This is a genomic window from Agromyces italicus DSM 16388 (genome assembly GCF_000421545.1).
Classification (GTDB): Bacteria; Actinomycetota; Actinomycetes; order Actinomycetales; family Microbacteriaceae; genus Agromyces; species Agromyces italicus.
The window spans coordinates 754,455-778,458 of the sequence record NZ_ATXF01000004.1 but is presented as its reverse complement, the minus strand read 5'-3'; the positions used below and the strand labels follow the sequence as shown (position 1 = coordinate 778,458).

Here is a 24,004-nt window from a genome sequence, read left to right as displayed (position 1 = left end):
AGGTGCCGATGTTCAGACGCCTGAGAGAAGACCTCGCGACCGCCCGTGCGCACGACCCCGCAGCACGGAGCGGTCTCGAGGTCTTCCTCGTGTATTCGGGCCTGCACGCCATCTGGGCCTACCGGCTCGCCCACCGGCTCTGGCGAGCTCGCTGGCGGTTCCCGGCGCGAGTGGTCTCGCAGCTGACGAGGTTCCTCACGGGCATCGAGATCCACCCGGGGGCCACCATCGGCCGCCGGTTCTTCATCGACCACGGCATGGGGGTCGTCATCGGCGAGACGGCCGTCATCGGCGATGACGTCATGCTCTACCACGGCGTCACGCTGGGCGGGAAGGCACCGCGCCACACCCCGCCCGGCACCAAGCGGCACCCGACCCTCGACGACGGGGTCACGGTCGGCGCGGGCGCGAAGATCCTCGGCGACATCACGATCGGCGCGTGGAGCGCCGTCGGCGCCAACGCCGTCGTCACTCGCAGCGCTCCCCCGCATTCGCTCGTCGTCGGCGTGCCCGCGACGGTGCGCCCGCTGTCGCACCAGACCGCCGACGCCGCCCGCGGCCTGCACGACTGGCACATCTGAGCGGCGCGGTGCCCTCCGGGGCACGGCTCCCGCTCGGGGTTTACAGGACATCGCGGTGCTTACAGGACGGTCACGAACGGAGTTCGTCCTGCAAACACGCGATTGTCCTGTAGACCGCGGGTGAAGGCGCGGATGCCACGGGGCCGGCCCCGTGGCATCCGTCACTGCATTCGACGGCTCAGACGTCGCGACCGGCGAGCTGCGCCTCCTCGTCGGCTTGGATCGCCGACTCGATGAGCGGGTCGAGCGCCCCGTTCATCACCTGGTCGAGGTTGTACGCCTTGTAGCCCGTGCGATGATCGGCGATGCGATTCTCGGGGAAGTTGTACGTGCGGATGCGCTCCGAGCGGTCCATCGAGCGGATCTGCGACTTGCGCGCATCCGACGCCGCGGCGTCGAGCTCCTCCTGCTGGCGCGCGAGGATTCGGGCGCGAAGCACGCGCATCGCCGCCTCGCGATTCTGCAGTTGCGACTTCTCGTTCTGCATCGAGACGACGATGCCGGTCGGGAGGTGGGTGATGCGCACGGCCGAGTCGGTCGTGTTCACCGACTGGCCGCCCGGGCCCGACGAACGGTAGACGTCGATCTTGAGGTCGTTCTGGTTGATCTCGACCTCTTCGGGCTCGTCGACCTCGGGGAAGACGAGCACGCCCGTCGTCGACGTGTGGATGCGCCCCTGCGTCTCAGTGACGGGAACCCGCTGCACGCGGTGCACGCCGCCCTCGTACTTGAGGTGCGCCCAGACGCCCTGCGACGGGTCGCTCGCGTTCGACTTGATCGCGACCTGCACGTCTTTGTAGCCGCCGAGGTCGGACTCGTTGCGCTCGAGGAGCTCGGTCTTCCACCCCTTCGACTGCGCGTACTGGATGTACATGCGCAGGAGGTCGGCGGCGAAGAGGGCGCTCTCCGCGCCGCCCTCGCCGCCCTTGATCTCCATGATCACGTCGCGGCCGTCGTCGGGGTCGCGCGGGATCAGGAGTCGCCGGAGCTTCTCCTGCGCCTGCGCCAGGCCCTCCTCGAGTGCCGGCACCTCCTCGGCGAAGGCCTCGTCCTCCTTGGCGAGTTCGCGGGCCGCCGCGAGGTCGTCCTGCGCCTCGTGCCAGGCCGTGTCCGCCGCGACGATCCGGCTCAACTCGGCGTAGCGCCGGTTGACCTTCTTCGCGCGCGCCGCATCGGCGTGCAGCGCCGGGTCCGCGAGCTCCTCCTGGAGCTGCGCGTGCTCGGCGAGCAGCGGCTGGACCGATTCGAACACGAGCGCCTCAGCGGTGGTCGGTCTCGTGCCCGTGCGAGTTGCCGTGGCCGGCGACCGGCATCGACTTCTGCATGAGCATGAGGAACTCGACGTTCGACTGCGTCTCTTTCAAGCGACCGAGCACGGCCTCGAGGGCCGGCTGCTGGTCGAGACCCGCGAGGGCGCGTCGCAGCTGCCAGGTGATCTTCACCTCGTCGTGGCTCAGCAGCATCTCTTCGCGACGCGTCGACGACGCGTTGACGTCGACTGCCGGGAAGATGCGCTTGTCGGCGAGCTGACGCGAGAGACGCAGTTCGCTGTTGCCGGTGCCCTTGAACTCCTCGAAGATCACCTCGTCCATCTTCGAACCCGTCTCGACGAGCGCGGTCGCGAGAATGGTCAGCGAGCCGCCGTTCTCGATGTTGCGCGCGGCGCCGAAGAAGCGCTTCGGCGGGTACAGCGCCGAAGCGTCGACCCCGCCCGAGAGGATGCGGCCCGAAGCGGGTGCAGCCAGGTTGTAGGCGCGGCCGAGGCGGGTGATCGAGTCGAGCAGCACGACGACGTCGTGGCCGAGCTCGACGAGGCGCTTCGCGCGCTCGATGGCGAGCTCGGCGACCGTCGTGTGGTCTTCGGCCGGACGGTCGAACGTCGAGGCGATGACCTCGCCCTTCACGGTGCGCTGCATGTCGGTGACCTCTTCGGGGCGCTCGTCGACGAGCACGACCATGAGGTGGACCTCGGGGTTGTTGATCGAGATGGCGTTCGCGATCTGCTGCAGCACGATCGTCTTGCCCGCCTTCGGGGGCGCGACGATGAGGCCGCGCTGGCCCTTGCCGATGGGCGCGACGAGGTCGATGATGCGCTGCGTGAGCTTCGTCGGCTCGGTCTCGAGGCGCAGGCGCTCCTGCGGGTAGAGGGGCGTCAGCTTCTGGAACTCGACGCGGGCCGCGGCCTCGTCGATCGACTGACCGTTGACCGAGTCGACCTTGACGAGCGCGTTGTACTTCTGGCGGCTGTTCGCCTCGTTGTCGCGCGGCTGCTTGATCGAGCCGACGACCGCATCGCCCTTGCGCAGGTGGTACTTCTTGACCTGGCCGAGCGAGACGTAGACGTCGCTCGGACCGGGGAGGTACCCCGTCGTGCGCACGAAGGCGTAGTTGTCGAGGACGTCGAGGATGCCCGCGATCGGGATCAGCACGTCGTCGTCGAGGATCTCGGGCTCGAGCTCGTCGCCGGCACCGCCCTGGCCACGCCGCTTGCGGTCGCGGTAACGGCTGCGACGACCGCCCTCGCCCTCGAGCTGCTGGGCATCGCGGTTCTGGCCCTGGCCGTCACGGTTCTGACCACCGTCGCGGTTCTGACCACCGTCGCGGGCCTGGCCGTCGCGGTTCTGGCCGTCGCGGTTCTGGCCGTCACGGGCCTGGCCGTCACGGCTCTGGCCGTCACGGGCCTGCTTGCCCTTCTCGCCATCGCCCTGACGCTCGGAGGACTTGCCCTCGTCGCGCTTGCCTCGCTCGGCGCCGCCCTGGGCTGCCTCGCCGCCCTGGTTCTGGCCGTTCTGGCGGCGGTCGCCGCCCTGCTTCTGGGCGTCGTCGCCACGCTCGGCGCGGTCGTTGCCGCCGCGCTCACCCCGCTCGCCGCCGCGGCGACCGCGGTTGCGACCACGGCCCTGGCGGGGCTCGTCGCTCGAGGCCTGCTCGCCCTCGCCCTCCGCCCCAGCAGGGCGGGCGCCCTCACCGGTCGCGGCAGCGAGCTCTTCGCGCACGGCGGCGCGGGCGGCCTCACGAGCCTCGTCGTCGTTCGACGGCACGAGGCCGACGCCTGCGCCGGCACCGTTGACGTGCTGGGCGGCCGCCGTGGTCGCGCTCGTCGCACGTCGCGGCTGGCGGCCTCGGCGGGGCGCGGCCTGTTCGGGGGCGGCCTGTTCGGGGGCGGATGCCTCGGGTGCGGACGGCTCGACGGCCGGGGCCTCGAGCGGCGCGGCCTCCGCCGCCGGGGCCGCGGGGGCCTCGGCCGGGACGACGTCGAGGTCGAGCGTGGGAGCGGCATCGCCCGCCAGCTCGGCCCGCCGGGCGGTGATCGCCTCGACGAGTTCGCCCTTGCGGAGCTTGGACGCGCCCACGATGCCGAGCGAGACGGCGAGCTCCTGGAGCTCGGCGACCTTGAGGCCGGTGAGAGGGGCGCTGTTCGCCACGCCTGCAGCGTGGTCGGATGCGTTGGTCACTGGGGTGTTTTCCTTTCCCCTGGCGCAAGAGTTGCGCGGCAGGAGAGCTGATCGCGGCCTCGAGCGAGGTCGGCGCGCGGTGGCGCAGACATGCGCGAGAGCGAAAGCAAGAGATTGCCGGGAATTGCACGATGCGGCCGGGAACACGAACAGCGCATATGTCTGCAGCGCGTCGCCTGCCGGGTGCGGTGTCAGTCTAACACTCCGCACCGGCCGTGTCCGCCACGCGACGCGCCCTGTGGAGAACGCGACTCCCGATCATCCGGAGGAATCCGAAGTCGGGTGCTCCGCGCGCGGAGCGCCGCGGACGCCGGGGCTGCCGCCTTTCGCTCCACGGTCTCCCGTGAGAGGCGGCGTCACCCTGAGAGGTCTGCCGGAGACGCGTCACGGCGCGGGCGCCGCGGACGCCGGGGCTGACGCCTTTCGCGACGGTTCAGACCGCTACGCGCTCTGAACCGTCGCGCCCTTGAAGTCGACGGCGAGCGGCAGCGCCTGCCAGACCGTCTCGGCGACGCCCTCGACGAGCGCGGTCGCGGCGGCGCGTTCGCTCGGGTCGCTCGTGAGCACGAGGATGGACGGCCCCGCGCCGGAGACGACCGCCGGATGCCCCGCCTCGCGCAGCGCACGGATGAGCCGGTCGGTCTCGGGCATCGCGGCCGCACGGTAGTGCTGGTGCAGCTTGTCCTCGGTGGCCTGGAAGAGCAGCTCGGGACTCTGGATGAGCGCTGCGACGAGCAGCGCCGAACGCGAGACGTTGAACACCGCGTCCTCGTGCGGCACCGACTCGGGCTGGAGCGAGCGCGCGAGCGCGGTCGACATCTCATGCTCGGGTACCAGCACCAGCGGCGAGACGCCGCGGTGCACGATGAGTTTCTTGTGGCGCGGCCCCTCGGGGGTCACCCACGCGATGGTGAGGCCGCCGAACAGCGCCGGCGCGACGTTGTCGGGGTGGCCCTCGAGTTCGGTCGCGAGCTCGAGCAGCTCATCGGCCGCGAAGTCGACGACGCCCTCGAGCAGCCCCTTGGCTGCGACGACGCCGGCGACGATCGCCGCCCCGGAGGAGCCGAGCCCCCGGCCGTGCGGGATCGTGTTGTGCGCGACGAGCTTCAGCCCGGGCAGGGCGACCCCGGCGCGTTCGAAGGTGTGCGCGATCGAGCGGACCACGAGATGCGAGGCATCCAACGGCACCTCGCCCTCGCCGACGCCGTGAACCTCGACGACGACACCCGCCGCCTCGGTCGCCTCGATCTCGAGCTCGTCGTAACGCGCGAGCGCGAGCCCCAGCGTGTCGAAGCCGGGGCCGAGGTTGGCCGAGGTCGCGGGGACCTTCACCTGCACGGCGCGGCCCGCGAGCGCGGTGGTGGTCGGTGCGACGAGGGTGCCGGTCACGAGACGAGCCCGAGCACCGACGCGATCTGCGCGGTGTCGACCGGCACGACGGTCGGCTGCACATCCGAGCCGTCTGCGGCGCGGAGGGCCCACTGGGGGTCCTTCAGTCCGTGGCCGGTGACGGTGAGCACGACGCGGGCACCCTTCGGCACGACCCCGGCCTCAGCGCGTTCGAGCAGGCCCGCGACCGAGATCGCCGACGCCGGTTCGACGAAGATGCCGACCTCGGCGGAGAGGATGCGCTGCGCCTCGAGGATCTTGTCGTCCTCGATGGCGCCGAAGTACCCGTCCGATGCGTCGCGCGCCTCGAGGGCGAGCTCCCACGAGGCCGGGTTGCCGATGCGGATGGCGCTGGCGATCGTGTCGGGGTCCTTCACGACCTCGCCGCGCACGATCGGTGCCGAACCGGCCGCCTGGAAGCCGAACATGCGCGGCAGCCGGGTCGCGCTGCCCGCGGCGATGTCCTCGCGGTACCCGCGGGTGTACGCGGTGTAGTTGCCCGCGTTGCCGACCGGGATGAAGTGGAAGTCGGGTGCGTCGCCGAGTACCTCGACGACCTCGAACGCCGCGGTCTTCTGTCCCTCGATGCGGTCGTTGTTGACCGAGTTCACGAGGTGCACGGGGTAGTTCGCGGCGAGGTCGCGGGCGATGTCGAGGCAGTCATCGAAGTTGCCCTGCACCTGCAGGAGCTGGGCGTTGTGCGCGATGGCCTGGCTGAGCTTGCCCATCGCGATCTTGCCCTCGGGCACGAGCACGGCCGCCGTGATGCCGGCATGGGTCGCGTAGGCCGCCGCCGAGGCGGACGTGTTGCCGGTCGATGCGCAGATGACGACCTTCGCGCCGCGCTCGACAGCCTTCGTGACGGCCATCGTCATGCCGCGGTCCTTGAAGGAGCCGGTCGGGTTCATGCCCTCGAACTTGACCCAGACATCGGCACCGGTGCGGGCCGAGAGCGCCGGAGCGGGCAGCAGCGGTGTTCCGCCCTCGCCGAGCGTGACGACCGGGGTGGCGTCGGTGACGTCGAGACGGTCGGCGTATTCGCGGATGACTCCGCGCCACTGGCGCGAGTTCGCCTTGGGGGTGATGGGGGTGTTCACACTGCTCCTTCGACTCGGAGGACGGACGCGACGGACGCGACGACGGGGCTCTGGGCGAGGGCGGCGACGGTCTCGGCGAGCGCGGACTCCTTCGCCTTGTGCGTCCCGATGACCAGCGTAGCTCGTCGGCTCTCCTCGCTCACGCTCTGCTGGAGTTGCTCGACCGAGACGCCGTGCAGAGCGAAGATGCGGGCGATCTGCTCGAGCACACCGGGTTCGTCGGTGACGTCGAGGGTGATCGCGTAGCGCGTGGTGATGCGGCCGATCTCGAGCACGGGCACCTCGGCCTGCGTCGACTCGGCCGTTCCCGGGCCGCCTGAGACGCGGCGGCGCGCGGTCGCGACGAGGTCGCCGAGCACGGCGGAGGCCGTCTGCACTCCCCCGGCGCCCGCGCCGTAGAACATGAGCGGGCCGGCGGCGGATGCCTCGACGAAGACGGCGTTGTTGGCACCGTGCACGGCGGCGAGCGGATGGCTCCGCGGCACGAGTGCAGGGTAGACGCGCGCCGAGACGCCCTCGTCGCCGGTGTCGGGGTCGGTGAGGCGCTCGCAGATCGCGAGGAGCTTCACGACGTAGCCCGCGCGGCGTGCCGATTCGACCTGGTCGGCCGAGACCTCGGTGATCCCCTCGCGGTGCACGGCCTCGACGGGCACGCTCGTGTGGAAGGCGAGGCTCGCGAGGATGGCCGCCTTCTGGGCTGCGTCGTAGCCGCCGATGTCGGCGGTGGGGTCGGCCTCGGCGTAGCCGAGCTCGGTCGCCGTCGCGAGGGCGTCCTCGAGGGAGGCGCCCGTGGTGTCCATGCGATCGAGGATGAAGTTGGTGGTGCCGTTCACGATGCCGAGGATGCGGTCGACCCGGTCGCCGGCGAGGCTCTCGCGGAGCGGCCGGATGATCGGGATGGCCGCGGCGACGGCCGCCTCGTACGAGAGCTGCGCGCCGACCTGCTCGGCCGCGGCGAAGAGTTCGGGGCCGTGCGAGGCGAGGAGCGCCTTGTTGCCGGTGACGACGTCGGCACCCGAGCCGATCGCCTGCAGGACGAGGCGCCGGGCGGGCTCGATGCCGCCGACCAGCTCGATCACGATGTCGGAGCCGAGGATGAGGGACTCGGCGTCGGTGGTGAGCAGCGCCGCGGGCAGCTCGACGTCGCGCTTCGCGCTCGGGTCGCGCACGGCGATGCCGACGAGCTCGAGCCGGGCGCCGACGCGCTGCGCGAGCTCGTCGGCGTGCTCGAGGAGGAGCCTCGCCACCTGCGAGCCCACCGATCCGGCTCCGAGCAGTCCGACTCGGATGGAGCGGTACTCGATCATGCAGGGGTCCCTTCGATCGCGGATGGTTCGAGCCCGGGATCACGGCCGAGGAGGTCGTCGATCGTCTCGCCGCGGACGATGAGGCGGGCTTCGCCGCCGCGCACCGCGATGACGGGCGGGCGGGGAACGTGGTTGTAGTTCGAGGCGAGCGACCAGCAGTAGGCCCCCGTGGCGGGCACGGCGAGCAGGTCGCCGGGCGCGGTGTCGGCCGGCAGGTATTCAGCGTCGACGACGATGTCGCCCGACTCGCAGTGCTTGCCGACGACCCGCGAGAGGGCGGGCGCCGCCTCGGAGATGCGCGAGGCGAGCCGTGCCGAGTACTCGGCGCCGTAGAGCGCGGTGCGCGCGTTGTCGCTCATGCCGCCGTCGATGCTGACGTAGCGCCGCTCACCGCCCTCGATCGGCACCGACTTGATCGTGCCGACCGTGTAGATCGTGACGCCGGCCGGGCCGACGATCGAGCGCCCGGGCTCGAACGCGAGCTTCGGCAGTGGCAGGCCGCGCTCGCGGCAGCCGGCGACGACGGCGTCGACGATGCCCTGCGCGATCGCCTCGATCGCCTGCGGCGAGTCGGCCGCGGTGTACGCGATGCCGAAGCCGCCGCCGAGATTCAGCTCGGGAACCGGTGCGATGCGGGAAAGCTCGGCGTGCGCGGAGAGCAGTCGCTCGGCCGACTCCGCGAAGCCCGCCGCGTCGAAGATCTGGGAGCCGATGTGGCAGTGCAGGCCGAGGAACTCGAGCGAGTCGTGCGAACGGATGCGGGCGCCGAGTTCGGCCGCCCGGTCGAGCGGCACGCCGAACTTCTGGTCTTCGTGGGCCGTCGCGAGGAACTCGTGCGTCGAGGCGTGCACGCCGCTGTTCACCCGGAGTCGGACCCGCTGCCGTCGACCGGCGCGCGCCGCGGCGGCGGCGACCCGCTCGATCTCGATCTCGCTGTCGATGACGACCGCCCCGACACCCGCGGCGACCGCGGCGTCGATCTCGGCGATCGACTTGTTGTTGCCGTGGAACCCGAGTCGAGCCGGGTCGGCCCCTGCTCCGAGCGCGACCGCGAGCTCGCCGCCCGTGCAGACGTCGACCGCGAGGCCCTCCTCGACGACCCAGCGCACGACGGCCCCCGAGAGGAACGCCTTGCCCGCGTAATAGACCGTCACATCGGTGCCCGCACCACGTGCCGCGCCCTCGAAGGCCTCACGGGTACGGCGGGCGCGCTCGCGGACCTCGGCCTCGTCGACGACGTAGAGCGGGGTGCCGAACCGCGCCACGAGCGAGGCCGCGTCGAGTCCGCCGACGACGATCCGGCCGACGGCGTCGCGGTGCGCCGACCGGGGCCAGACCTGTGGCACGAGCCCGTTGACATCGTCGGGCACGGGGGGACCCGGCGGGACGGCGTTGGAGACGGATGCCACGGAGAAACCTCACGGAGTGGACGAATCGACGGTCGCTCGCGGCGAGCGAACCCGGATCGGTTCCTGAAGCCTGATGCGTGCCGGCCTTGTGGGTCGGCGTACGGCGAGTCTACCGAGGCCGCACGGCGAGGCCGAATCGACGCGTCAGTCGCAGCTGCCCGACTGACGCAGGTGCGCCTCGTCGAGGGTGATCTCCGAACCCTCGAGCTCGACCCGGACGACACCGGGAGCCGCGGCGATGTCGGTCACCTCGACGCCCGCGGGCAGGCGCTCGGCGACGCAGACCGCGACCGGGTCGCCTCCGAGGACCCGTTCGACGATGCCCGAGAGGTCGATCGAGCCGCCGCCGGCGCCGATCTCCACCCCGACGGGCTGGAGGAGTACCTCGCTGCCCGCGGCCGTCGGCGTCGCGGTCACCTGGTAGGCGATCGACTGCCCGAACACCTCGAGCGCGCCCTCGTAGCCGACGGTGGCGTCGCCGAGGGTGATCGAGCCGGTGGCGTTCGGGACCCGGACGAGGCTGTTCACCGCGTCCTGCTCGGCCGAGACCGTCGCGTCGAGTCGATCGACCGGGCTGCCGAGGTCGACCGGAACGCCCCGGAGGTCGACCTCGACGTCGAGCGGTGCTCCGTCGACGACGAGCTCGGGTGCGCTCAGTGAGACCCGCTCCATGGTGCCCGAGAGGTACTGGGTGATCACCGAGAAGCCGCCGATCGTCACATCGACGTCGCCCTCGACTCCGGCGGGCAGGCTCGCGCGCACCTCGTCGGCGACGCGCTGCTCGGCGATGCCGCGCGCAATCACGTCGGCGGCCACGAGGAGCGCGGCGACACCGACGACGGAGCCCGCGACGATGAGCCCGATCCGGGCGCCCCGGCCGAGTCGACGTCGTGGCTCGGGCTCGGACCCCGTGACATCCAACTCGACCGTCGCGTTCTCGTCGGACATCGCAGCTCCCTCGGGTTCGTGTCGCGCGTGACTACATGCGTTCGGGCGCCGAGACGCCGATGAGCCCCAGACCGTTGCGGATGACCTGGCCTGTCGCGTCGTTCAGCCAGAGGCGCGTGCGCTGGAGCTCGCCGACCGGCTCGTCGCCGAGGGGCAGCACGCGGCAGTTGTCGTACCAACGATGGTAGAGGCCCGCCAGCTCCTCGACGTAGCGCGCGACACGGTGCGGCTCGCGCAGCTCGGCCGACTGCGCCACGATGCGCGGGAACTCCTGGAGCGCGCCGAGGAGCGCGGACTCGGTCTCGTGGGTGAGCAGCTCGGGGGCGAACGACGAGCGCTCGACGCCGGATGCCGCGGCGTTGCGCGCGACCGCGGAGGTACGGGCGTGCGCGTACTGCACATAGAAGACGGGGTTGTCATTGGTGCGGCGCTGCAGGATCTCGGGGTCGATCGTGAGCGGGGAGTCGGCCGGATATCGGCCCAGCGTGTAGCGGAGTGCGTCGGTGCCGAGCCAGGCCTGCAGGTCGTCCAGCTCGATGATGTTGCCGGCCCGCTTGGAGAGCTTCGCACCGTTGACGCTCACGAGCTGCCCGATGAGTACCTCGATGTCGAGCTCGGGATCGTCGCCCGCCGCACCGGCGAGCGCCTTGAGGCGGTGGACGTACCCGTGGTGATCGGCGCCGAGCAGGTAGATCTTGTGCTTGAAGCCGCGATCGCCCTTGTCGAGGTACAGCGCGGCATCGGCGGCGAAGTACGTGGGCACGCCGTTGCCGCGCACGAACACCCGGTCCTTGTCGTCGCCGAAATCGGTCGTCTTGACCCACACTGCGTCGTCGGCGTCGTAGACGTGGCCCTGCGCGCGCAGTCGCGCGAGCGCCGTGTCGATGTCGTTGATGCCGTCATCGCCCCTGGCGTGCAGCCGGCGCTCGCTCGTCCAGACGTCGAAGTGCACATTGAAGCGCTCGAGCGAGGCGCGGATCTCGGCGAGTTGCAGCTCGTAGGCGATCTCGGTGGCCGTGTGCAGTGCGACGTCGCGGTCGAGCTCGGCGAGCTTCGGCTCGCGTTCGAGCACCCGGGTCGCGAGGTCGGCGATGTAGCTGCCGGGGTAGCCGCCTTCAGGGGTCGGCTCGCCCTTCGCCGCAGCGAGCACGGAGGCGCCGAAGATCTCCATCTGGTTGCCTGCGTCGTTGATGTAGTACTCGTTGGCCACCTCGGCCCCCGCCGCGCGCAGCACCCTGCTGATCGAGTCGCCGAGCGCAGCCCAGCGGGTGTGCCCGATGTGCAGCGGACCGGTCGGGTTCGCCGAGACGAACTCGAGGTTGATCACGGCGCCGGCCAGCGAGTCGCTGCGACCGTACTCGGCGCCCGCGTCGACGATCGTCTTCGCGAGCGCGCCGGCTGCGGCCGCTTCGAGGCGGATGTTGATGAAGCCGGGCCCGGCCACCTCTGCGCTCGCGACGCCGTCGACCGCGGCGATCGCCTCGGCGAGTTCGCCCGCGAGTTCGCGCGGGTTCTGGCCGAACGGCTTCGCGATGCGCATGGCGATGTTCGAGGCCCAATCACCGTGCTCGCGAAGCTTGGGACGTTCGAGCTTCACATCACCGGGAACCAGGTCCAGCTCGACCTCCGCGCCGGCAACCCGACGTCGCTCGGCGATGGCGAGGACGAGGTCGTACAGGGCGAGTGAGAGGTCGGTGGGAGTCACCAGCAAATCCTACCGGGTGGCGGTTGGTAAGGTTCGTCACATGCCGCGTCCCCACCGTCTGCCCCGACTGCGATCGACCGGCCTCGCGCTCGTCGTCGCGGCATCCGCCCTCGGCCTCGCCGGGTGCACCGAACCCGCTTCCCCGACCGACGACCCGTCGGCCTCGGAGACCGGGGCCCCGGGCGAATCGGCCGGTCCCGGCGAGAGCGGGGCACCCGTGGAAGAACCGACGCCGTTCGAGATCGCCTGCGACGAACTGCTGTCGGCCGACGAGGTCTACGCGTTCAATCCGAGCTTCGGCGCGGCACCCGACTCCGAGCCGGTCTCCGCCGGGGCACTCGGCATCGCAGAGGAGTCGGGCACCACGTGCGGCCTCCTCAACCAGACGAGCGGTGCGCTCATCGAGTTCGGCGTCGCGACGCCGCCCCAAGGCGCACTCGAGGCACGCAAGAACGATGCCGCGCTGGGGTCGAAGCCGGTCCCGACCTACGGCACGCCGCCCGACGTCGAGGGGTACTTCACCGCCTCGGGCGAGCACGGCGAGGCCCAGGTCTTCACCGGCCCCTACTGGATCGTCGTCGACTCGGTCGACTTCGTCGAACCCGGCGACGCGCAGCGGCTCCTCGCCTCGATCCTCGAGAACCTGGCGGCGGCCTGATGGAGGCTCCGACGCGGCACTCCCAGGGCACCCCCTCCTGGCTCGGCGCGGTCAACGACCGGGTCGGGCTCTCCGCGCTCCTCGAGCACGGCCCGCTCACCCGCAATCGCATCTGCGAACTCGTGGGCGTGTCCAAGCCGACGGCCTCGATGATGATGACCCGGCTCATCGCCGCGGGGGTCGTCGAGGAGAGCGGCCAGCTGGCGGGCAGCCCCGGGCGCAACGCCGTGCTCTACTCGGCTCGGACCGACCGCCCCCTCGGCGTCGCGATCGCGATCGACGCGTTCCGGCTGCGGGCGCGCGTCGTCGACGCCGCGGGCGGCGAACGCCCGGTCGTCACCATCGCGCTGCCGAGCGACGCGACCGAGCGTTCCGCCGTCGACGAGGTGTCGACCGCGATCCGCGAGGCGAGCGCAGCGGCCGGAACCGACCCCGCGACGGTGCATACGGTCTGCATCGGCACCGCCGGCTACGTCGACCCCGGAGGCGAGGGCGAGCTGTTCAGCGAGACCCTGCCCGGTTGGCCCACCACGGGGCTCCGGGGCGTGCTCGAGCGGGCGCTCGGCATCACGGCCTTCATCGAGAACGACGTGAACCTCGCTGCGCTCGCCGAACGGCAGAGCGGCGCCGGCGCCGGGCGCGACGTGTTCGCGCTGCTCTGGCTCGGCAACGGCGTCGGCACCTCGTTCGACGTCGCCGGAGACCTGCATCGCGGCACCTTCGGCGGCGCGGGCGAGATCGGGTTCCTGCCGATCTCGGTCGACGCGCACGCCCTCGACGCGAATGCCCGCACGAGCACCGACCTCGTCGGCGCGGTCGCTGTGCGGCGAATCGCGGACGCCCACGGGATCGGCGGCGCCGACTTCGCCGGCGTGCTCGAGGCGATCGCCGCGAGCGCGGCCCGCGACGAGATCATCGACGAGATCGGGCTGCGCATCGCACACGTCTCGCTGCCGTTGCTCGCCACCCTCGACCCCGGACTGCTGGTGCTCGCGGGCCCGACCGCAGCGGTCGGCGGCGCCCGGCTCGCAGCGGCGGTCGAACGCGACATCCGACGCCTCAGCCGCTGGTACCCCGAGGTCGTCGCGACCCGCATCGTCGGCGACGCGGTGCTGGAGGGGGCGCACGCCTTCCTCACCGCGAAGGTACGCGAAGAACTCCTGGGGCGGGTCGCCCGCCTCGCCATGCCCTGAGGCGCGGCGCAGCCGCTTCCGGCGGTTCCCGGCCGGTCCTCTCCGACGTTCGAGTGCGTCCGGGGATGGTAGGGTTTTCAACTGTGCGCCTCCGTAGCTCAGGGGATAGAGCGCCGGTTTCCGGTACCGTAGGTCGGGGGTTCGAATCCCTCCGGGGGCACGTTTGCAAGTGGTGATGGCGACCGTCATGTCGACCGTCACGGATTCGAGAAGCCTCGGCTGCGGCCGAGGCTTTTCGCATCCGGCCGAACGTTCGCGACCGTAGACTCGGCTGGTCGCGAACGCTCGATGAGGAAGGCCCGCGCATGCAGCTCGCTACCGGAGGTCTCACGCCCGCGGTCGGTCCGCCGGGGTTCGGTCCGCAATGGGAATCCGGACCCGGACTGATCGTGCTCCTCGTCGCGGGCGCGATCATCGTCATGAGCGTGTTCCGGATCATCGACGCCCGGGCGAGGAAGCGCCGTGAGACGCTGCCCGTCGCGCGTCGCGCGGCTCGGGCGGGGTCCGCGACGCCGACCGTCGGCCTCGCGGAGCTCGAACGTCGCGCCGGCCTCGCCCTCGTGGCGTCCGACGAGCGCGTCACCGCCGCGACCGCGGAGATCGACTACGCCCGCGCACTCGACGGCGATGACGTCGCCGCCGCGCTCGGGGCCGAGGTCGACGGAACTCGGAAACAGCTCGCCGCAGCATTCGCCCTGCAGCGCGAGGCCGGTTCGGCGACCTCCGACGAGACGACGCGGCGGGCCGCATACGAACGCATCGTGCAGCTGACCTCCGGGATCGACTCCGCCCTCGACGGAGCCCGCGAATCGCTCGAACGACTCCGCACGCTCGGCGCGAAGGCGGCGCAGGAGGCACCGGCGCTCCGCACCGAACTCGAGGCGCTCGACGTGGCGGCCGGCTCGGCCACGGCACGTCTCCACGACGCCGGCGGGCGCTACTCGTCGGCCTCGATCGAACCGGGCGCGACGGCGCTCCACGGGGCTCGCGCCGCGCTCGCCCGCGCGCGCACCCAGCTCTCGGCGATCACCGCGGCGTCCTCCGGAGAGGTCGCCCGGGCGGGCCTGCTCGTCGAATCGGTGCGCGTGAACCTTCGAACTGCGGCGGAGCGCATCTCGACCGCGCAGGCGCGTCTCGCCGAACTCGCCGCGCTCGATCTCGCCGTCGCCGAGGGAATCGCCGCGCTCGAACGCGACGTCGAGCATGCACGAGCCCTCGGGAGCACGCGACTTACGACCGTCGCCGACCGGTTCGAGTCCGAAGCCCTCACCCTCCGCAACGCGCTCGCCGCGGTGAACCGCGACCCCGCCGAGCTCGGTCGACGGGTCGTTCGAGCCGATGCCGCGATCGATGCCGAGATCCGATCGTCCGCCGCGTCGGCCCGGGCCGTCGAACAGGCCGTCGCCGAACGATCGAGCGCGCTCGCCGGCGCGCGGATGCTCGTCAGCACGGCGACGAACTCGCTCGCCGCAGAGCCGGCCGACGACGCGGCCCGCATCCGCCGCGATGAGGCGCTGAAGCTCCTCGCCGAGGCCAGAGCGGCGCTCGCTCACGCCTCGCGCTCCGATCTCCCCCCTGCCGATGCACGCGACCGGGCCGACTCGGCGGCGCACCTGGCACGCCGCTCCATGGCGATCGCTCGCGACGGCATCGCCGGCACGCCGGCCGCCGACGGCAAGATGTTCGGCGTCGCCTCGGGCGGCGACGGGCGCATCTCCGAGTTCCTCGCGGGCCTGCTCGATCGAGTCTCCTCCGCGATCGACGACGCCTCGAACGACGACGCCGACGCGGTCGACGGTCCGAGGCCGAGCGCCCAGCCACGATCCGGCGGCACGGCATGGACGTGGGAGCCGGGGTCGCCCTAGACTCGGAATCGTCCGTCCGGACGGGGGAAAGGCGCTGGTGCATGCACGCAGGACGCAGATGGCTTGTTGCGGTTGCGATGATCGTGGGGTCGGTGGGCGTCGGGGCGACCGGCGCCGCGTGGGCTGACGACCCCGTCTCCTTCGGCTCCTCCCCCGTCGTCGACACGGCGGGCGCGCTCGGCGATCGCACGGCCGAGGTCGAGTCCGCGCTCGCGGCCGACGCCGATCGCAGCGGGCGCCAGCTCTTCGTCGCCTACGTCGACGAATTCGAGAACCCGTCGGCAGCCGACGCCTGGGCCGAGCAGACGGCGATCGACAACGGGCTCGGCAGTGACGACTATCTGCTCGCGGTCGCCGTCGAGGGGCGCCAGTACTTCCTCTCCGCTGCGAGCGACGCCTCGCTCTCCGACGACGAGCTCGACCGCATCAGCCTCGAGGTCATCGAGCCCGAGTTGCGCGACGAAGACTGGGCGGGCGCCGCGATCGCCGGTTCCGCGGCGATCGCCGGCGACACCGGAAGCGGGTGGGGGGCCGGCTTCATCTGGATCCTCGTGGTCGCCGCGATCATCGTCGTGATCGTCTGGATCGTCCTCGCCCGCCGCAAGAAGCGGAAGTCCGCGGGGCCCGGCGGCGCCGCCCCGCCGTCGATCGACGAACTCCGCCGTCAGGCCGGCAGCGCGCTCGTGCACGCCGACGACGCGCTGAAGACGAGCGAGGAGGAGCTCGGGTTCGCGGTCGCCTCGTACGGCGACGAGGCCACCGCCGACTTCCGCGCCGCCCTCGAAGGCGCGAAGGCGAAGCTCGCCGAGTCCTTCGCGCTGCAGCAGCGGCTCGACGACGCCGAGCCCGACACCGACGAGGAACGCCGCGCCTGGTACGGCGGCATCATCGCGCTCACGGGCGAGGCCGATGCGCTGCTCGACGAACAGGCCGCGCGATTCGACGCGCTTCGCGATCTCGAGCGCAACGCCCCCGAGGCGCTGGCCCGGGTCGAGGCGATCGCCGCAACGGCCGAGCGGGGCATCGCCCCGGCGGCCCAGCGGCTCGCCGCCCTGCAATCGCAGTACTCGGCCGCGGCGCTCGCCCCCGTCGCCGACAACCCGAGCCAGGCCCAGGCCCGCATGGGCTTCGCCCGCGAGGCCCTGAACGAGGCCGGGGCGGCGGTCGGTCGCGGCGAAGGCGGCGCCGCCGCCGTCGAGATCCGCGCTGCGGAGGAGGCGGTCGACCAGGCCCAGCTGCTCTCGGTGTCGATCGAGCGGCTCGCCGCCGAGCTCGCGGCGGCCGACCGCGCCATCGCCGCAGGCGCGGATGAGCTCGAACGAGATGCGCAGACCGCGCGCGGCCTCGAAGGCTCGGAGATGGGCGCCCTCGCCGATCGCGTCGCCGGCGAGGCATCCGAGTTGCGCAGCGCGATCGCCGCACCCGGCCGCGACCCGCTCGCCCTGCAGGCGCGCCTCGAACAGCTCGACGGCGAGATCGACGCCGCCATCCAGGGCGCCCGCGACGCCGCCGAGCAGGCTGCACGAACCCAGGCTCAGCTCGGGCGGAGCCTTCAGGCGGCGCGAAGCCAGACCCAGGCCGCCGAGGACTATCTCGTCGCGCGACGCGGTGCGGTCGGACCGGAGGCCAGAACCCGCCTCGCCGAAGCCGGACGACTGCTGGTGCAGGCCGAGCAGCTCGGCGCGAACGACGCCCCCGCCGCCCTCGCCGCAGCCCAGCGCGCCGAGCAGCTCGCCCGCTCGGCGATGGAGCTCGCCCAGCAGGACGTTGGCGGATTCGGCGGCTACGGCGGCGGCGCGGACTCAGGGCGCGGCGGCACGGCCGGAGGCTCGGGCGGCGATCTCTTCGGAGCCGTCCTCGGCGGCATCCTCATCAACTCGGTGCTCGGCGGCGGCGGCGGCGGTTTCGGCGGCGGCGGCGGTTTCGGCGGCGGCGGGGCTCGCCGCTCCCCCGGCAGCTTCGGCGGATCGGCGACGCGTTCGCGACGCGGAAGCGGGGGCCGATTCTGAACGACGACGACGACGACGACGACCACCACACGAGATCGCATCTCCATCGACCATCGACCGACCTCAGAACCACGAACAGGGAGCAACCATGACCAAGCAGTCCATCTTCGGGCGGATCTCTCAGCTCGTCCGAGCCAACATCAACGCCCTCATCGACCAGGCCGAGGATCCGCAGCTCATGCTCGATCAGATGGTGCGCGACTACACCAACTCGATCGCCGATGCCGAGGCCGCGATCGCCGAGACGATCGGCAACCTGCGTCTCCTCGAGGACGACCACCGCGAAGACGTCGAGGCCGCCCGCGAGTGGGGCGAGAAGGCCATCGCGGCGAGCCGCAAGGGCGACGAGCTGCGCGCGGCGGGCGACGCCTCGGGCGGCGACAAGTTCGACAACCTCGCGAAGGTCGCCCTGAGCCGTCAGATCTCGGCCGAGAACGAGGCGAAGGCGGCCGAACCGCAGATCGCTGCGCAGACCGACGTCGTCGACAAGCTGAAGTCGGGCCTGAACGGCATGAAGGAGAAGCTCGTCCAGCTGCAGAACAAGCGCTCCGAACTCGTCGCCCGCGCGAAGACCGCCCAGGCGCAGAAGCAGGTGCAGGACGCGGTCAAGTCGATCGACATCCTCGACCCGACGAGCGACATCGGCCGCTTCGAGGAGAAGATCCGCCGCGAGGAGGCCGTCGTGCGCGGCCAGGCCGAGCTCGCCGCGTCGAGCCTCGACTCGCAGTTCAACGAGCTCGACGACCTCGGCGAGCTGACCGAGGTCGACGCCCGGCTCGCCGCGCTGAAGGCCGGCAGCTCGCAGAGCGCGATCGGCGGCTAGCGCCGCCTCCAGGCTCGAACCGGATGCCGCGACCGCCCGCCGGCCGCGGCATCCGGCGTCTTCGGTGGTCTGGCGACGGCGGTGGCGCGATACTGGTGTCATGCCCGCCACCTTCGTCATCGTTCCGCTCTGGCAGGGATCGGTCTCCTCTCGCGCCATGAGCCTCGCCGACGGGGCCGAGGCCATCCGGGGCGATCTGCCCTCCTCGTCGACCGTCGTCGTCGACGTTCCGGTCGAGGCGGGCGAATCACTCGGCACGGGGGTCCGCAGGTACAGCACGATCCGCCGGGTCCGCGAGTCGACCGCCATCGTGCTGGCCCAGGTGCCCGACTGGGCACTCACGATCGGCGGCGACTGCGGAAGCTCGCTCGCCGCCGTCGCGCACGCCGCCGAACGCACCCGCGGCGACCTCGCGGTGCTCTGGCTCGACGCCCACCCCGACCTCAACACGCCCGAGACCTCGCCGTCCGGTGGATTCGGCGGCATGACGCTCCGGGCGATCACCGGCGACGGGGCAGATGGTCTCGCCCTTGACGAAGCGACCCGGATCGCGCCCGCGCGGCTCGTGCTCGGCGGCATCCGTGCCATCGACGCGGAGGAGCGTCGCTTCATCGACGAGCACGGCGTGTCGGTGCTCACCGTCGAGGACCTCTCCGACCCGGCCGCGGTCGTCGCCGAGCTCGAGGCGACGGGCGCGTCGAACGTCTTCGTGCACATCGACCTCGACGTGCTCGACCCCTCGGCGCTCGCGGGTCTGTCGTACCCGATGCCGTTCGGCATCGGCGCGGGCGAACTCGTGGCACTCGTCCGCGCGGTGCTGGCGCGCTTCGCCGTGGCGGGCGCGGCGATCACGGGCTTCACGCCCTCGGACCCCGAATCCGCGGTCGACGATCTGCCCACGATCCTCCGGCTGGTCGGGGCGCTCACTTCGGGTCCGCGCACCCGCGACTGACCGCATGGCCCGCCCGCCCCTAGGCTGAGGGAATCGTGCGGGGTGCGCGCGGTGCCGCCGACGACGAGGAGCCAGCCGCGTGAGCGAAGCGAAACCGAAGACGAACACGACCCTGCGCGTCCGCCTCACGGACTCGCCGATCAGCCGACTCGGCTACTGGTGGGCGACGGCCGTCGGCTTCGTCTGGGGCTTCGTCTGGAGCACCGGACCGATCCGACGACGGCATGGGCTCATCGTGTTCACCGGCATGCCGGGCTGGACGTACGGGCGCGGCGGATCGTGCGTCGGAGGCTGCTACCTCACCGGGGCGAACGACGGGGAGCGGGTGCTCGGCCACGAGGTCGTGCACCGCGAGCAGTGGCGCAGGTACGGCATGCTCTTCCCGCTGCTCTACCTCATCGCCGGGCGCGATCCCCTGCAGAACCGCTTCGAGATCGAGGCCGGGCTCGAGGCGGGCGGCTACCTGCCGCGCCGGGCTGCCCGCGCTCGGGCTACCCCTCGGCGCGGCCGAGCTTCCAGTACCCCATGAACGCCACTCGCCTTCGGTCGACGCCGAGCCCCTTCACGAGGTGGCGGCGCAGCGTCGTGATCGCCGTGGCCTCACCGGCGAGCCAGGCGTAGAAGCCGCCGTCACGCGCGGGCTCGGGCACCTCCCAGAGGATCTCGTCGTCGGCGAGCTGCGGGAGCTCGGTATCGGGGCCGGCTGCGACATCGAGCGACGACGGCGCTCCGAGGACGCCGTCGGTGCCGACGCCGACGGGCCGGTCGCGACGGGCCTCGTCCGCCCAGGCGTCGGCCCAGGTCCGCACCGCCTCGACAAGGCAGCTCCCGTAGCCCGGCGCGGGCAGTGCGTCGCCGCCGCGGTCGAACCACTGCACCGTGACCCCGGCGGGTGCGCGCAGCTCGAGCGCGTCGGCGGCGTCGGGGACTTCGAGGAACACCGCGCCCCGGGCGTCGTCGGGCAGTTGCTCGAGGATCGCGGAGACGGCCGGCACTGCGGTCTCGTCGCCCGCGATCAGCAGCGTGCTCGCGTCGCCGGGATGCCACTCCCAGCCGCCGGACGGCTCGTCGCTCGTCGCGTCGGGGGCGATGAGGAGCATCCGCTCGCCGGCTTCGGCGCGCGCGATCCACCGCGACGCCGGACCGCTGTCGCCGTGCGCGACGAAGTCGACGTCGAGCTCGCCGCGCTCGGGTCGCGCGTCGCGGATCGTGTAGGTGCGAATCGGGTTGCGTCGCTCGTCGGGCAGCGCTCGCCACGCGCCGAACCAGTCGCCATCCGTCGGGAACCCGCCGAACCCGCCGCCCTCGTCGGCTCCGCCGTCCAGCGGCAGGATGACCTTGATCCGCTGGTCGGGCCCATCCCAGCCGAGGTCCCGCAACTCCTCGCCGCGGAAGGTCACGCGCACGAAGTGCGGGCTGAGCCGCCTGATCGCTCCGACGGTGGTCTCGAAGACGCGGTATCCGGGCTTGGCCATGCTGAGGCTCCTGTCGTGGGGATCGGGAGAGGAAATGAGGGTCAGGCCGTGCGACGCGAACGCCAGAGCAACCAGACGAAGTACGGCGCGCCGACGACCGCGGTCACGAGGCCGGCCGGCAGCTGGCCGGGCGCGATCACGGTGCGGCCGATCGTGTCGGCGACGGTCACGAGGAGCGCGCCGAACAGCGCCGCGAGCGGCAGCACGAGCCCGTGCCGCGCCCCCACGAGGGCGCGCGCGGCGTGCGGTGCCACGAGACCGACGAACCCGACGACGCCGACGGCCGACACCGCCGTCGCCGTGAGGGCGACCGCGATCGCGAGCAGCCCGAGACGGGCACTGCCGAGCCGCACGCCGAGCACCCTGGGCGTGTCGTCGTCGAAGGCGAGCAGGTCGAGCTCCCGACGCATCCCGGCGAGCACCGGCAACGACACCACGAGCACGACGAGGAGCGGGATCAACTGCGGGAAGGTGCGACCGTACGTCGATCCCGACATCCAGGTGAGCGCCTTCGCCGCGTTGTACGGGTCGGTCGCGATGATGAGCATCGCGACGATCGCGGATGCCGCGGCGGAGACACCGAGGCCGACGAGGATCAGCCGGCTGGTGGCGAGGCCGCCGCGCAGCGACAACCCGAAGACGACGAGTGCCGCGACCGCGGCACCGGCGAACCCGCCGGTCGTGACGCCGACGAAGCTCGCGAGCGGCCAGAAGGTGATGACGAGCACGGCGCCCACCCCGGCGCCGCCGGTCACACCGAGGATGGCGGGTTCGGCGAGCGGGTTGCGCGAGACCGCCTGCACCACGGTGCCCGCGACGGCGAGCGCGGCTCCGGCGAGGACGGCGGCGGCCACGCGAGGGGCGCGGGTGTTCATGACGAACTCGACGAGCGGGCCGGCCTGGCCTGTGACCCAGTTCAGCACGTCGCCGCCGAGCAGTTTCGCGTCGCCGAGCAGCAGCGAGACGAAGGCGAGCACCACGAGGAGCACGATCGACGCCCCGATGACGAGGCGGCGCCCGCGCGGCGAGAGCCCGGCGCCGATCACGAAGCCGCTCGCGGCCTCGGAGGTCGCTCGCGACCGCAGCGCGAGCGCCACGAGGAACACCGCACCGAAGATCGTGGTGACGATGCCGGTGGGCACCTCGACGCCGGCCTGACCGCCGAACGCGAGCCGGAGCAGCACGTCGGCACCGAGCACGACGATGACGCCCATCACGGCGGCGGCCGGGATGAGGAGCACGTGCTTCTGCATGCCGGGGACGCGCACGGCGATGAGCCGCACGATCGCGGGCGCCGAGAGCCCGACGAACCCGATCGGGCCGACCAGGGCGACGGCGGCCGCCGAGAGCAGCACGGCGATCAGCACGCCGATGAGCCGGGTGCGCCGCACGTCGACGCCGAGCACGGTGGCCGTGTCGTCGCCGAGGGCGACGAGATCGAACTGGCGGGCGAAGACGAGGAGCGCCGCGACGGCGACGGCGACGACCGGTGCGAGCTGCGCGGCAGGGCCGATGCCGGTCTGCGCGAGGGTGCCCTGGCTCCACGCGTAGAGCCCGTTGGTGCGCTCGGGGAAGAGCAGCAGAAGCATGGTGGTGAGCGCCGTGAGGGCGAGCGCGATGGCGGAGCCCGCGAGCACGAGCCGCACGGTGCCGCCCCCGCCCGAGCCCGACGAACGCGAGCCGCCCGCCGAGAGGGCGAGCACGACGCCGGCGGCGGCGAGGCCGCCGAGGAAGGCCACCGCACCGCCGCCGAGCACGGGGAGCGAGATCCCGAAGGCCGCCACCACGACGACCGCGAGATAGGAGCCGGCGTTTACCGCGAGGGTGTCGGGCGAGGCGAGCACGTTGCGCGACACGGACTGCAGCACGAGTCCCGCGACACCGAGCGCGATGCCGACGACGACGCCGGCTGCCATGCGGGGCACGCGCGAGGCGAGGAAGACCGCGGCCGACTGCTCGTCGCCGGTGCCGGTGAGCAGGGAGAGGAGTTCGGGGAGACCGACGTCGGCCGATCCCTGGGTGACGTGGACCGCGGCGAGCAGCGTCGCGACGACGAGTCCCAGGGCGATGAGCAGCACGGCGCCGAGCCGGGGGCGGCGTTCGCCCCCGGCCGGCCTCACGGCCGTCTCAGCCCGCGAGGGTGCTGACGACGGCATCGATGTAGTCGTTCATCGACGACGGGCCGCCGAACATCCAGATGCCGTCGGGCAGACGGTGCACGTTGCCGTTCGCAACGAACGGGAGGGACTTCCAGACCGCATTGTCGGCGAGGTCGACGGCGTAGGCGTCGGCCTCACCGTTGGTGATGTAGAGGAACTCGAGGTCGTCGAGCCCGGTCAGGCCTTCGACGTCGGTCGAGCCGAGGCCGTAGTCGGCGTCGCCCTCACCCGTCCAGGCGTTCTCGAGGCCGAGCTCCTCGGCGACGGCGGTGAGGAGCGCCCCCTCGGCGAAGGGACGGATCGAGACCTGGCCCCCGCTCGCCCACGAGTCGCTCATCATGAACGGGGTTCCGGCGAGGCCCGCCTCCTCGAGGGCCGCCGCGCCCTCGTCGATCTTGGCGTGGAAGTCGTCGAGCAGCGCCTCGCCCTCCGCTTCGGTTCCGGTGGCGGTGGCGATGCGCTCGAGGTTCGACTCCATCTGGCCGAGCGGGTTCGAGGCGTCGGCGCCGCGCACGACGAGCACGGGCGCGAACTCCTCGATCTGCGAGATGACGGTCTCGGGCAGGTCGGTGGTCGTCACGACGAGGTCGGGTGCGAGGCCGGCGATCGCATCGACCGAGGGCTCGCCGCGCATGCCGACGTCGGTGACGTCGTCGTCGAGCGGCTCGGACTGGACCCAGGCGCCGTACCCCTCGATGTCGGCAACGCCGGCCGGCATCACGCCGAGTGCGACGAGGTTCTCAGCGGTGTTCCACTCGAGGGCGACGACCTTCTCGGCCGGGGCGTCGAGCGAGATCTTCTCGCCGCGGTCGTCGGTCACGGTGATCGCGACCTCGTCGCCGGCGGCGGCCTCGGGTGCCTCGGTCGTGCCGCAGCCGGTCAACAGCAGCACGGACGCTGCGGCGACCGCACCCAGGGTGATGGCGGATGTTCTCATGGGGGAGGTTTCCTCACGGATCGGCGCGCGGGCATGACGAAC

19 protein-coding genes and 1 tRNA gene are annotated in these 24,004 nt (G+C 72.1%); 9 read left to right on the top strand and 11 right to left on the bottom strand.

All coding sequences use genetic code 11. The features are described 5' to 3' along the window. Positions 1-2: 2 nt before the first annotated feature. A complete protein-coding gene (gene epsC, locus H516_RS0103915; RefSeq protein WP_022888416.1) occupies positions 3-581 on the top strand; it encodes a serine O-acetyltransferase EpsC in 579 nt (192 codons plus the stop codon). 178 nt (positions 582-759) lie between these two features. Here the strand turns inward: epsC and prfA are convergent, their stop codons facing one another. The 8 genes from prfA to H516_RS0103875 form a co-directional block, all read right to left on the bottom strand. After that, positions 760-1,833: a peptide chain release factor 1 gene (gene prfA / locus H516_RS0103910; RefSeq protein ID WP_022888415.1), complete on the bottom strand. Its 1,074-nt coding sequence runs from the start codon at positions 1,831-1,833 to the stop codon at positions 760-762. Positions 1,834-1,840: 7 nt separating this feature from the next. Further along, positions 1,841-4,036, bottom strand: coding sequence for a transcription termination factor Rho (rho, locus tag H516_RS0103905; RefSeq protein ID WP_026378391.1), 2,196 nt, complete (start codon positions 4,034-4,036; stop codon positions 1,841-1,843). A 441-nt stretch (positions 4,037-4,477) separates the two neighbouring features. Then, on the bottom strand, positions 4,478-5,425 hold the full coding sequence (gene thrB / locus H516_RS0103900) for a homoserine kinase (protein WP_022888413.1): 948 nt from the start codon (positions 5,423-5,425) through the stop codon (positions 4,478-4,480). Then, the gene (gene thrC / locus H516_RS0103895; protein ID WP_022888412.1) at positions 5,422-6,522 is read right to left on the bottom strand and encodes a threonine synthase; all 1,101 of its coding nucleotides are present in this window, start codon (positions 6,520-6,522) and stop codon (positions 5,422-5,424) included. Before thrC ends, thrB begins: the two co-directional genes overlap by 4 nt. Next, positions 6,519-7,829 carry a homoserine dehydrogenase gene (locus H516_RS0103890; RefSeq protein ID WP_022888411.1) on the bottom strand — a complete coding sequence of 437 codons (1,311 nt, stop codon included), beginning with the start codon at positions 7,827-7,829 and terminating at the stop codon, positions 6,519-6,521. The genes thrC and H516_RS0103890 overlap by 4 nt, the downstream gene beginning before the upstream one ends. After that, on the bottom strand, positions 7,826-9,238 hold the full coding sequence (gene lysA, locus H516_RS18175) for a diaminopimelate decarboxylase (RefSeq protein ID WP_022888410.1): 1,413 nt from the start codon (positions 9,236-9,238) through the stop codon (positions 7,826-7,828). Before lysA ends, H516_RS0103890 begins: the two co-directional genes overlap by 4 nt. A gap of 144 nt (positions 9,239-9,382) precedes the next feature. After that, complete coding sequence (locus tag H516_RS0103880) at positions 9,383-10,186, bottom strand: LmeA family phospholipid-binding protein (protein WP_022888409.1); 804 nt, start codon at positions 10,184-10,186, stop codon at positions 9,383-9,385. Between the two features lie 31 nt (positions 10,187-10,217). Continuing rightward, on the bottom strand, positions 10,218-11,891 hold the full coding sequence (locus tag H516_RS0103875; RefSeq protein ID WP_022888408.1) for an arginine--tRNA ligase: 1,674 nt from the start codon (positions 11,889-11,891) through the stop codon (positions 10,218-10,220). A 40-nt stretch (positions 11,892-11,931) separates the two neighbouring features. Between H516_RS0103875 and H516_RS0103870 the strand changes: the two genes are divergently transcribed. The 8 genes from H516_RS0103870 (at position 11,932) to H516_RS0103835 (ending at position 19,920) form a co-directional block, all read left to right on the top strand. Continuing rightward, the gene (locus H516_RS0103870; protein WP_022888407.1) at positions 11,932-12,549 is read left to right on the top strand and encodes a hypothetical protein; all 618 of its coding nucleotides are present in this window, start codon (positions 11,932-11,934) and stop codon (positions 12,547-12,549) included. Next, on the top strand, positions 12,549-13,742 hold the full coding sequence (locus tag H516_RS0103865) for an ROK family transcriptional regulator (RefSeq protein WP_022888406.1): 1,194 nt from the start codon (positions 12,549-12,551) through the stop codon (positions 13,740-13,742). The genes H516_RS0103870 and H516_RS0103865 overlap by 1 nt, the downstream gene beginning before the upstream one ends. Positions 13,743-13,829: 87 nt before the next feature. Continuing rightward, a tRNA-Arg gene (locus tag H516_RS0103860) sits at positions 13,830-13,902 on the top strand. A gap of 145 nt (positions 13,903-14,047) precedes the next feature. After that, entirely contained in the window at positions 14,048-15,607 is a 1,560-nt protein-coding gene (locus tag H516_RS0103855) for a coiled-coil domain-containing protein (protein WP_022888405.1), read from the top strand. A 41-nt stretch (positions 15,608-15,648) separates the two neighbouring features. Continuing rightward, positions 15,649-17,616: a TPM domain-containing protein gene (locus H516_RS0103850; protein WP_022888404.1), complete on the top strand. Its 1,968-nt coding sequence runs from the start codon at positions 15,649-15,651 to the stop codon at positions 17,614-17,616. A gap of 88 nt (positions 17,617-17,704) precedes the next feature. Next, positions 17,705-18,439 (top strand): PspA/IM30 family protein, encoded by a 735-nt coding sequence (locus tag H516_RS0103845; protein WP_022888403.1) that lies wholly within the window; start codon positions 17,705-17,707, stop codon positions 18,437-18,439. Positions 18,440-18,539: 100 nt separating this feature from the next. After that, positions 18,540-19,391 carry an arginase family protein gene (locus H516_RS0103840; protein ID WP_022888402.1) on the top strand — a complete coding sequence of 284 codons (852 nt, stop codon included), beginning with the start codon at positions 18,540-18,542 and terminating at the stop codon, positions 19,389-19,391. Positions 19,392-19,470: 79 nt separating this feature from the next. After that, the gene (locus H516_RS0103835) at positions 19,471-19,920 is read left to right on the top strand and encodes a hypothetical protein (RefSeq protein WP_022888401.1); all 450 of its coding nucleotides are present in this window, start codon (positions 19,471-19,473) and stop codon (positions 19,918-19,920) included. On the opposite strand, the gene H516_RS0103830 is transcribed toward H516_RS0103835, so the two are convergent. From H516_RS0103830 to H516_RS0103820, 3 genes are read right to left on the bottom strand one after another with little or no spacing between them, the layout of a single operon-like run. Beyond that, entirely contained in the window at positions 19,883-20,866 is a 984-nt protein-coding gene (locus H516_RS0103830; RefSeq protein WP_022888400.1) for a siderophore-interacting protein, read from the bottom strand. The genes H516_RS0103835 and H516_RS0103830 overlap by 38 nt on opposite strands. Before the next feature lie 41 nt (positions 20,867-20,907). Then, positions 20,908-23,022 carry an iron ABC transporter permease gene (locus H516_RS0103825; RefSeq protein ID WP_026378387.1) on the bottom strand — a complete coding sequence of 705 codons (2,115 nt, stop codon included), beginning with the start codon at positions 23,020-23,022 and terminating at the stop codon, positions 20,908-20,910. After that, positions 22,994-23,962, bottom strand: coding sequence for an ABC transporter substrate-binding protein (locus H516_RS0103820; protein WP_022888398.1), 969 nt, complete (start codon positions 23,960-23,962; stop codon positions 22,994-22,996). Before H516_RS0103820 ends, H516_RS0103825 begins: the two co-directional genes overlap by 29 nt. Positions 23,963-24,004: the final 42 nt, after the last annotated feature.

Coding starts and splice junctions, on each gene's coding strand:
- H516_RS0103840 (WP_022888402.1), top strand. CDS start 18,540: ATGCCCGCCACCTTCGTCATCGTTCCGCTCTGGCAGGGATCGGTCTCC.
- H516_RS0103880 (WP_022888409.1), bottom strand. CDS start 10,186: ATGTCCGACGAGAACGCGACGGTCGAGTTGGATGTCACGGGGTCCGAG.
- H516_RS0103820 (WP_022888398.1), bottom strand. CDS start 23,962: ATGAGAACATCCGCCATCACCCTGGGTGCGGTCGCCGCAGCGTCCGTG.
- H516_RS0103850 (WP_022888404.1), top strand. CDS start 15,649: ATGCACGCAGGACGCAGATGGCTTGTTGCGGTTGCGATGATCGTGGGG.
- H516_RS0103855 (WP_022888405.1), top strand. CDS start 14,048: ATGCAGCTCGCTACCGGAGGTCTCACGCCCGCGGTCGGTCCGCCGGGG.
- H516_RS0103830 (WP_022888400.1), bottom strand. CDS start 20,866: ATGGCCAAGCCCGGATACCGCGTCTTCGAGACCACCGTCGGAGCGATC.
- H516_RS0103825 (WP_026378387.1), bottom strand. CDS start 23,022: ATGCCGTCGTCAGCACCCTCGCGGGCTGAGACGGCCGTGAGGCCGGCC.
- H516_RS0103865 (WP_022888406.1), top strand. CDS start 12,549: ATGGAGGCTCCGACGCGGCACTCCCAGGGCACCCCCTCCTGGCTCGGC.
- H516_RS0103845 (WP_022888403.1), top strand. CDS start 17,705: ATGACCAAGCAGTCCATCTTCGGGCGGATCTCTCAGCTCGTCCGAGCC.
- H516_RS0103890 (WP_022888411.1), bottom strand. CDS start 7,829: ATGATCGAGTACCGCTCCATCCGAGTCGGACTGCTCGGAGCCGGATCG.
- H516_RS0103870 (WP_022888407.1), top strand. CDS start 11,932: ATGCCGCGTCCCCACCGTCTGCCCCGACTGCGATCGACCGGCCTCGCG.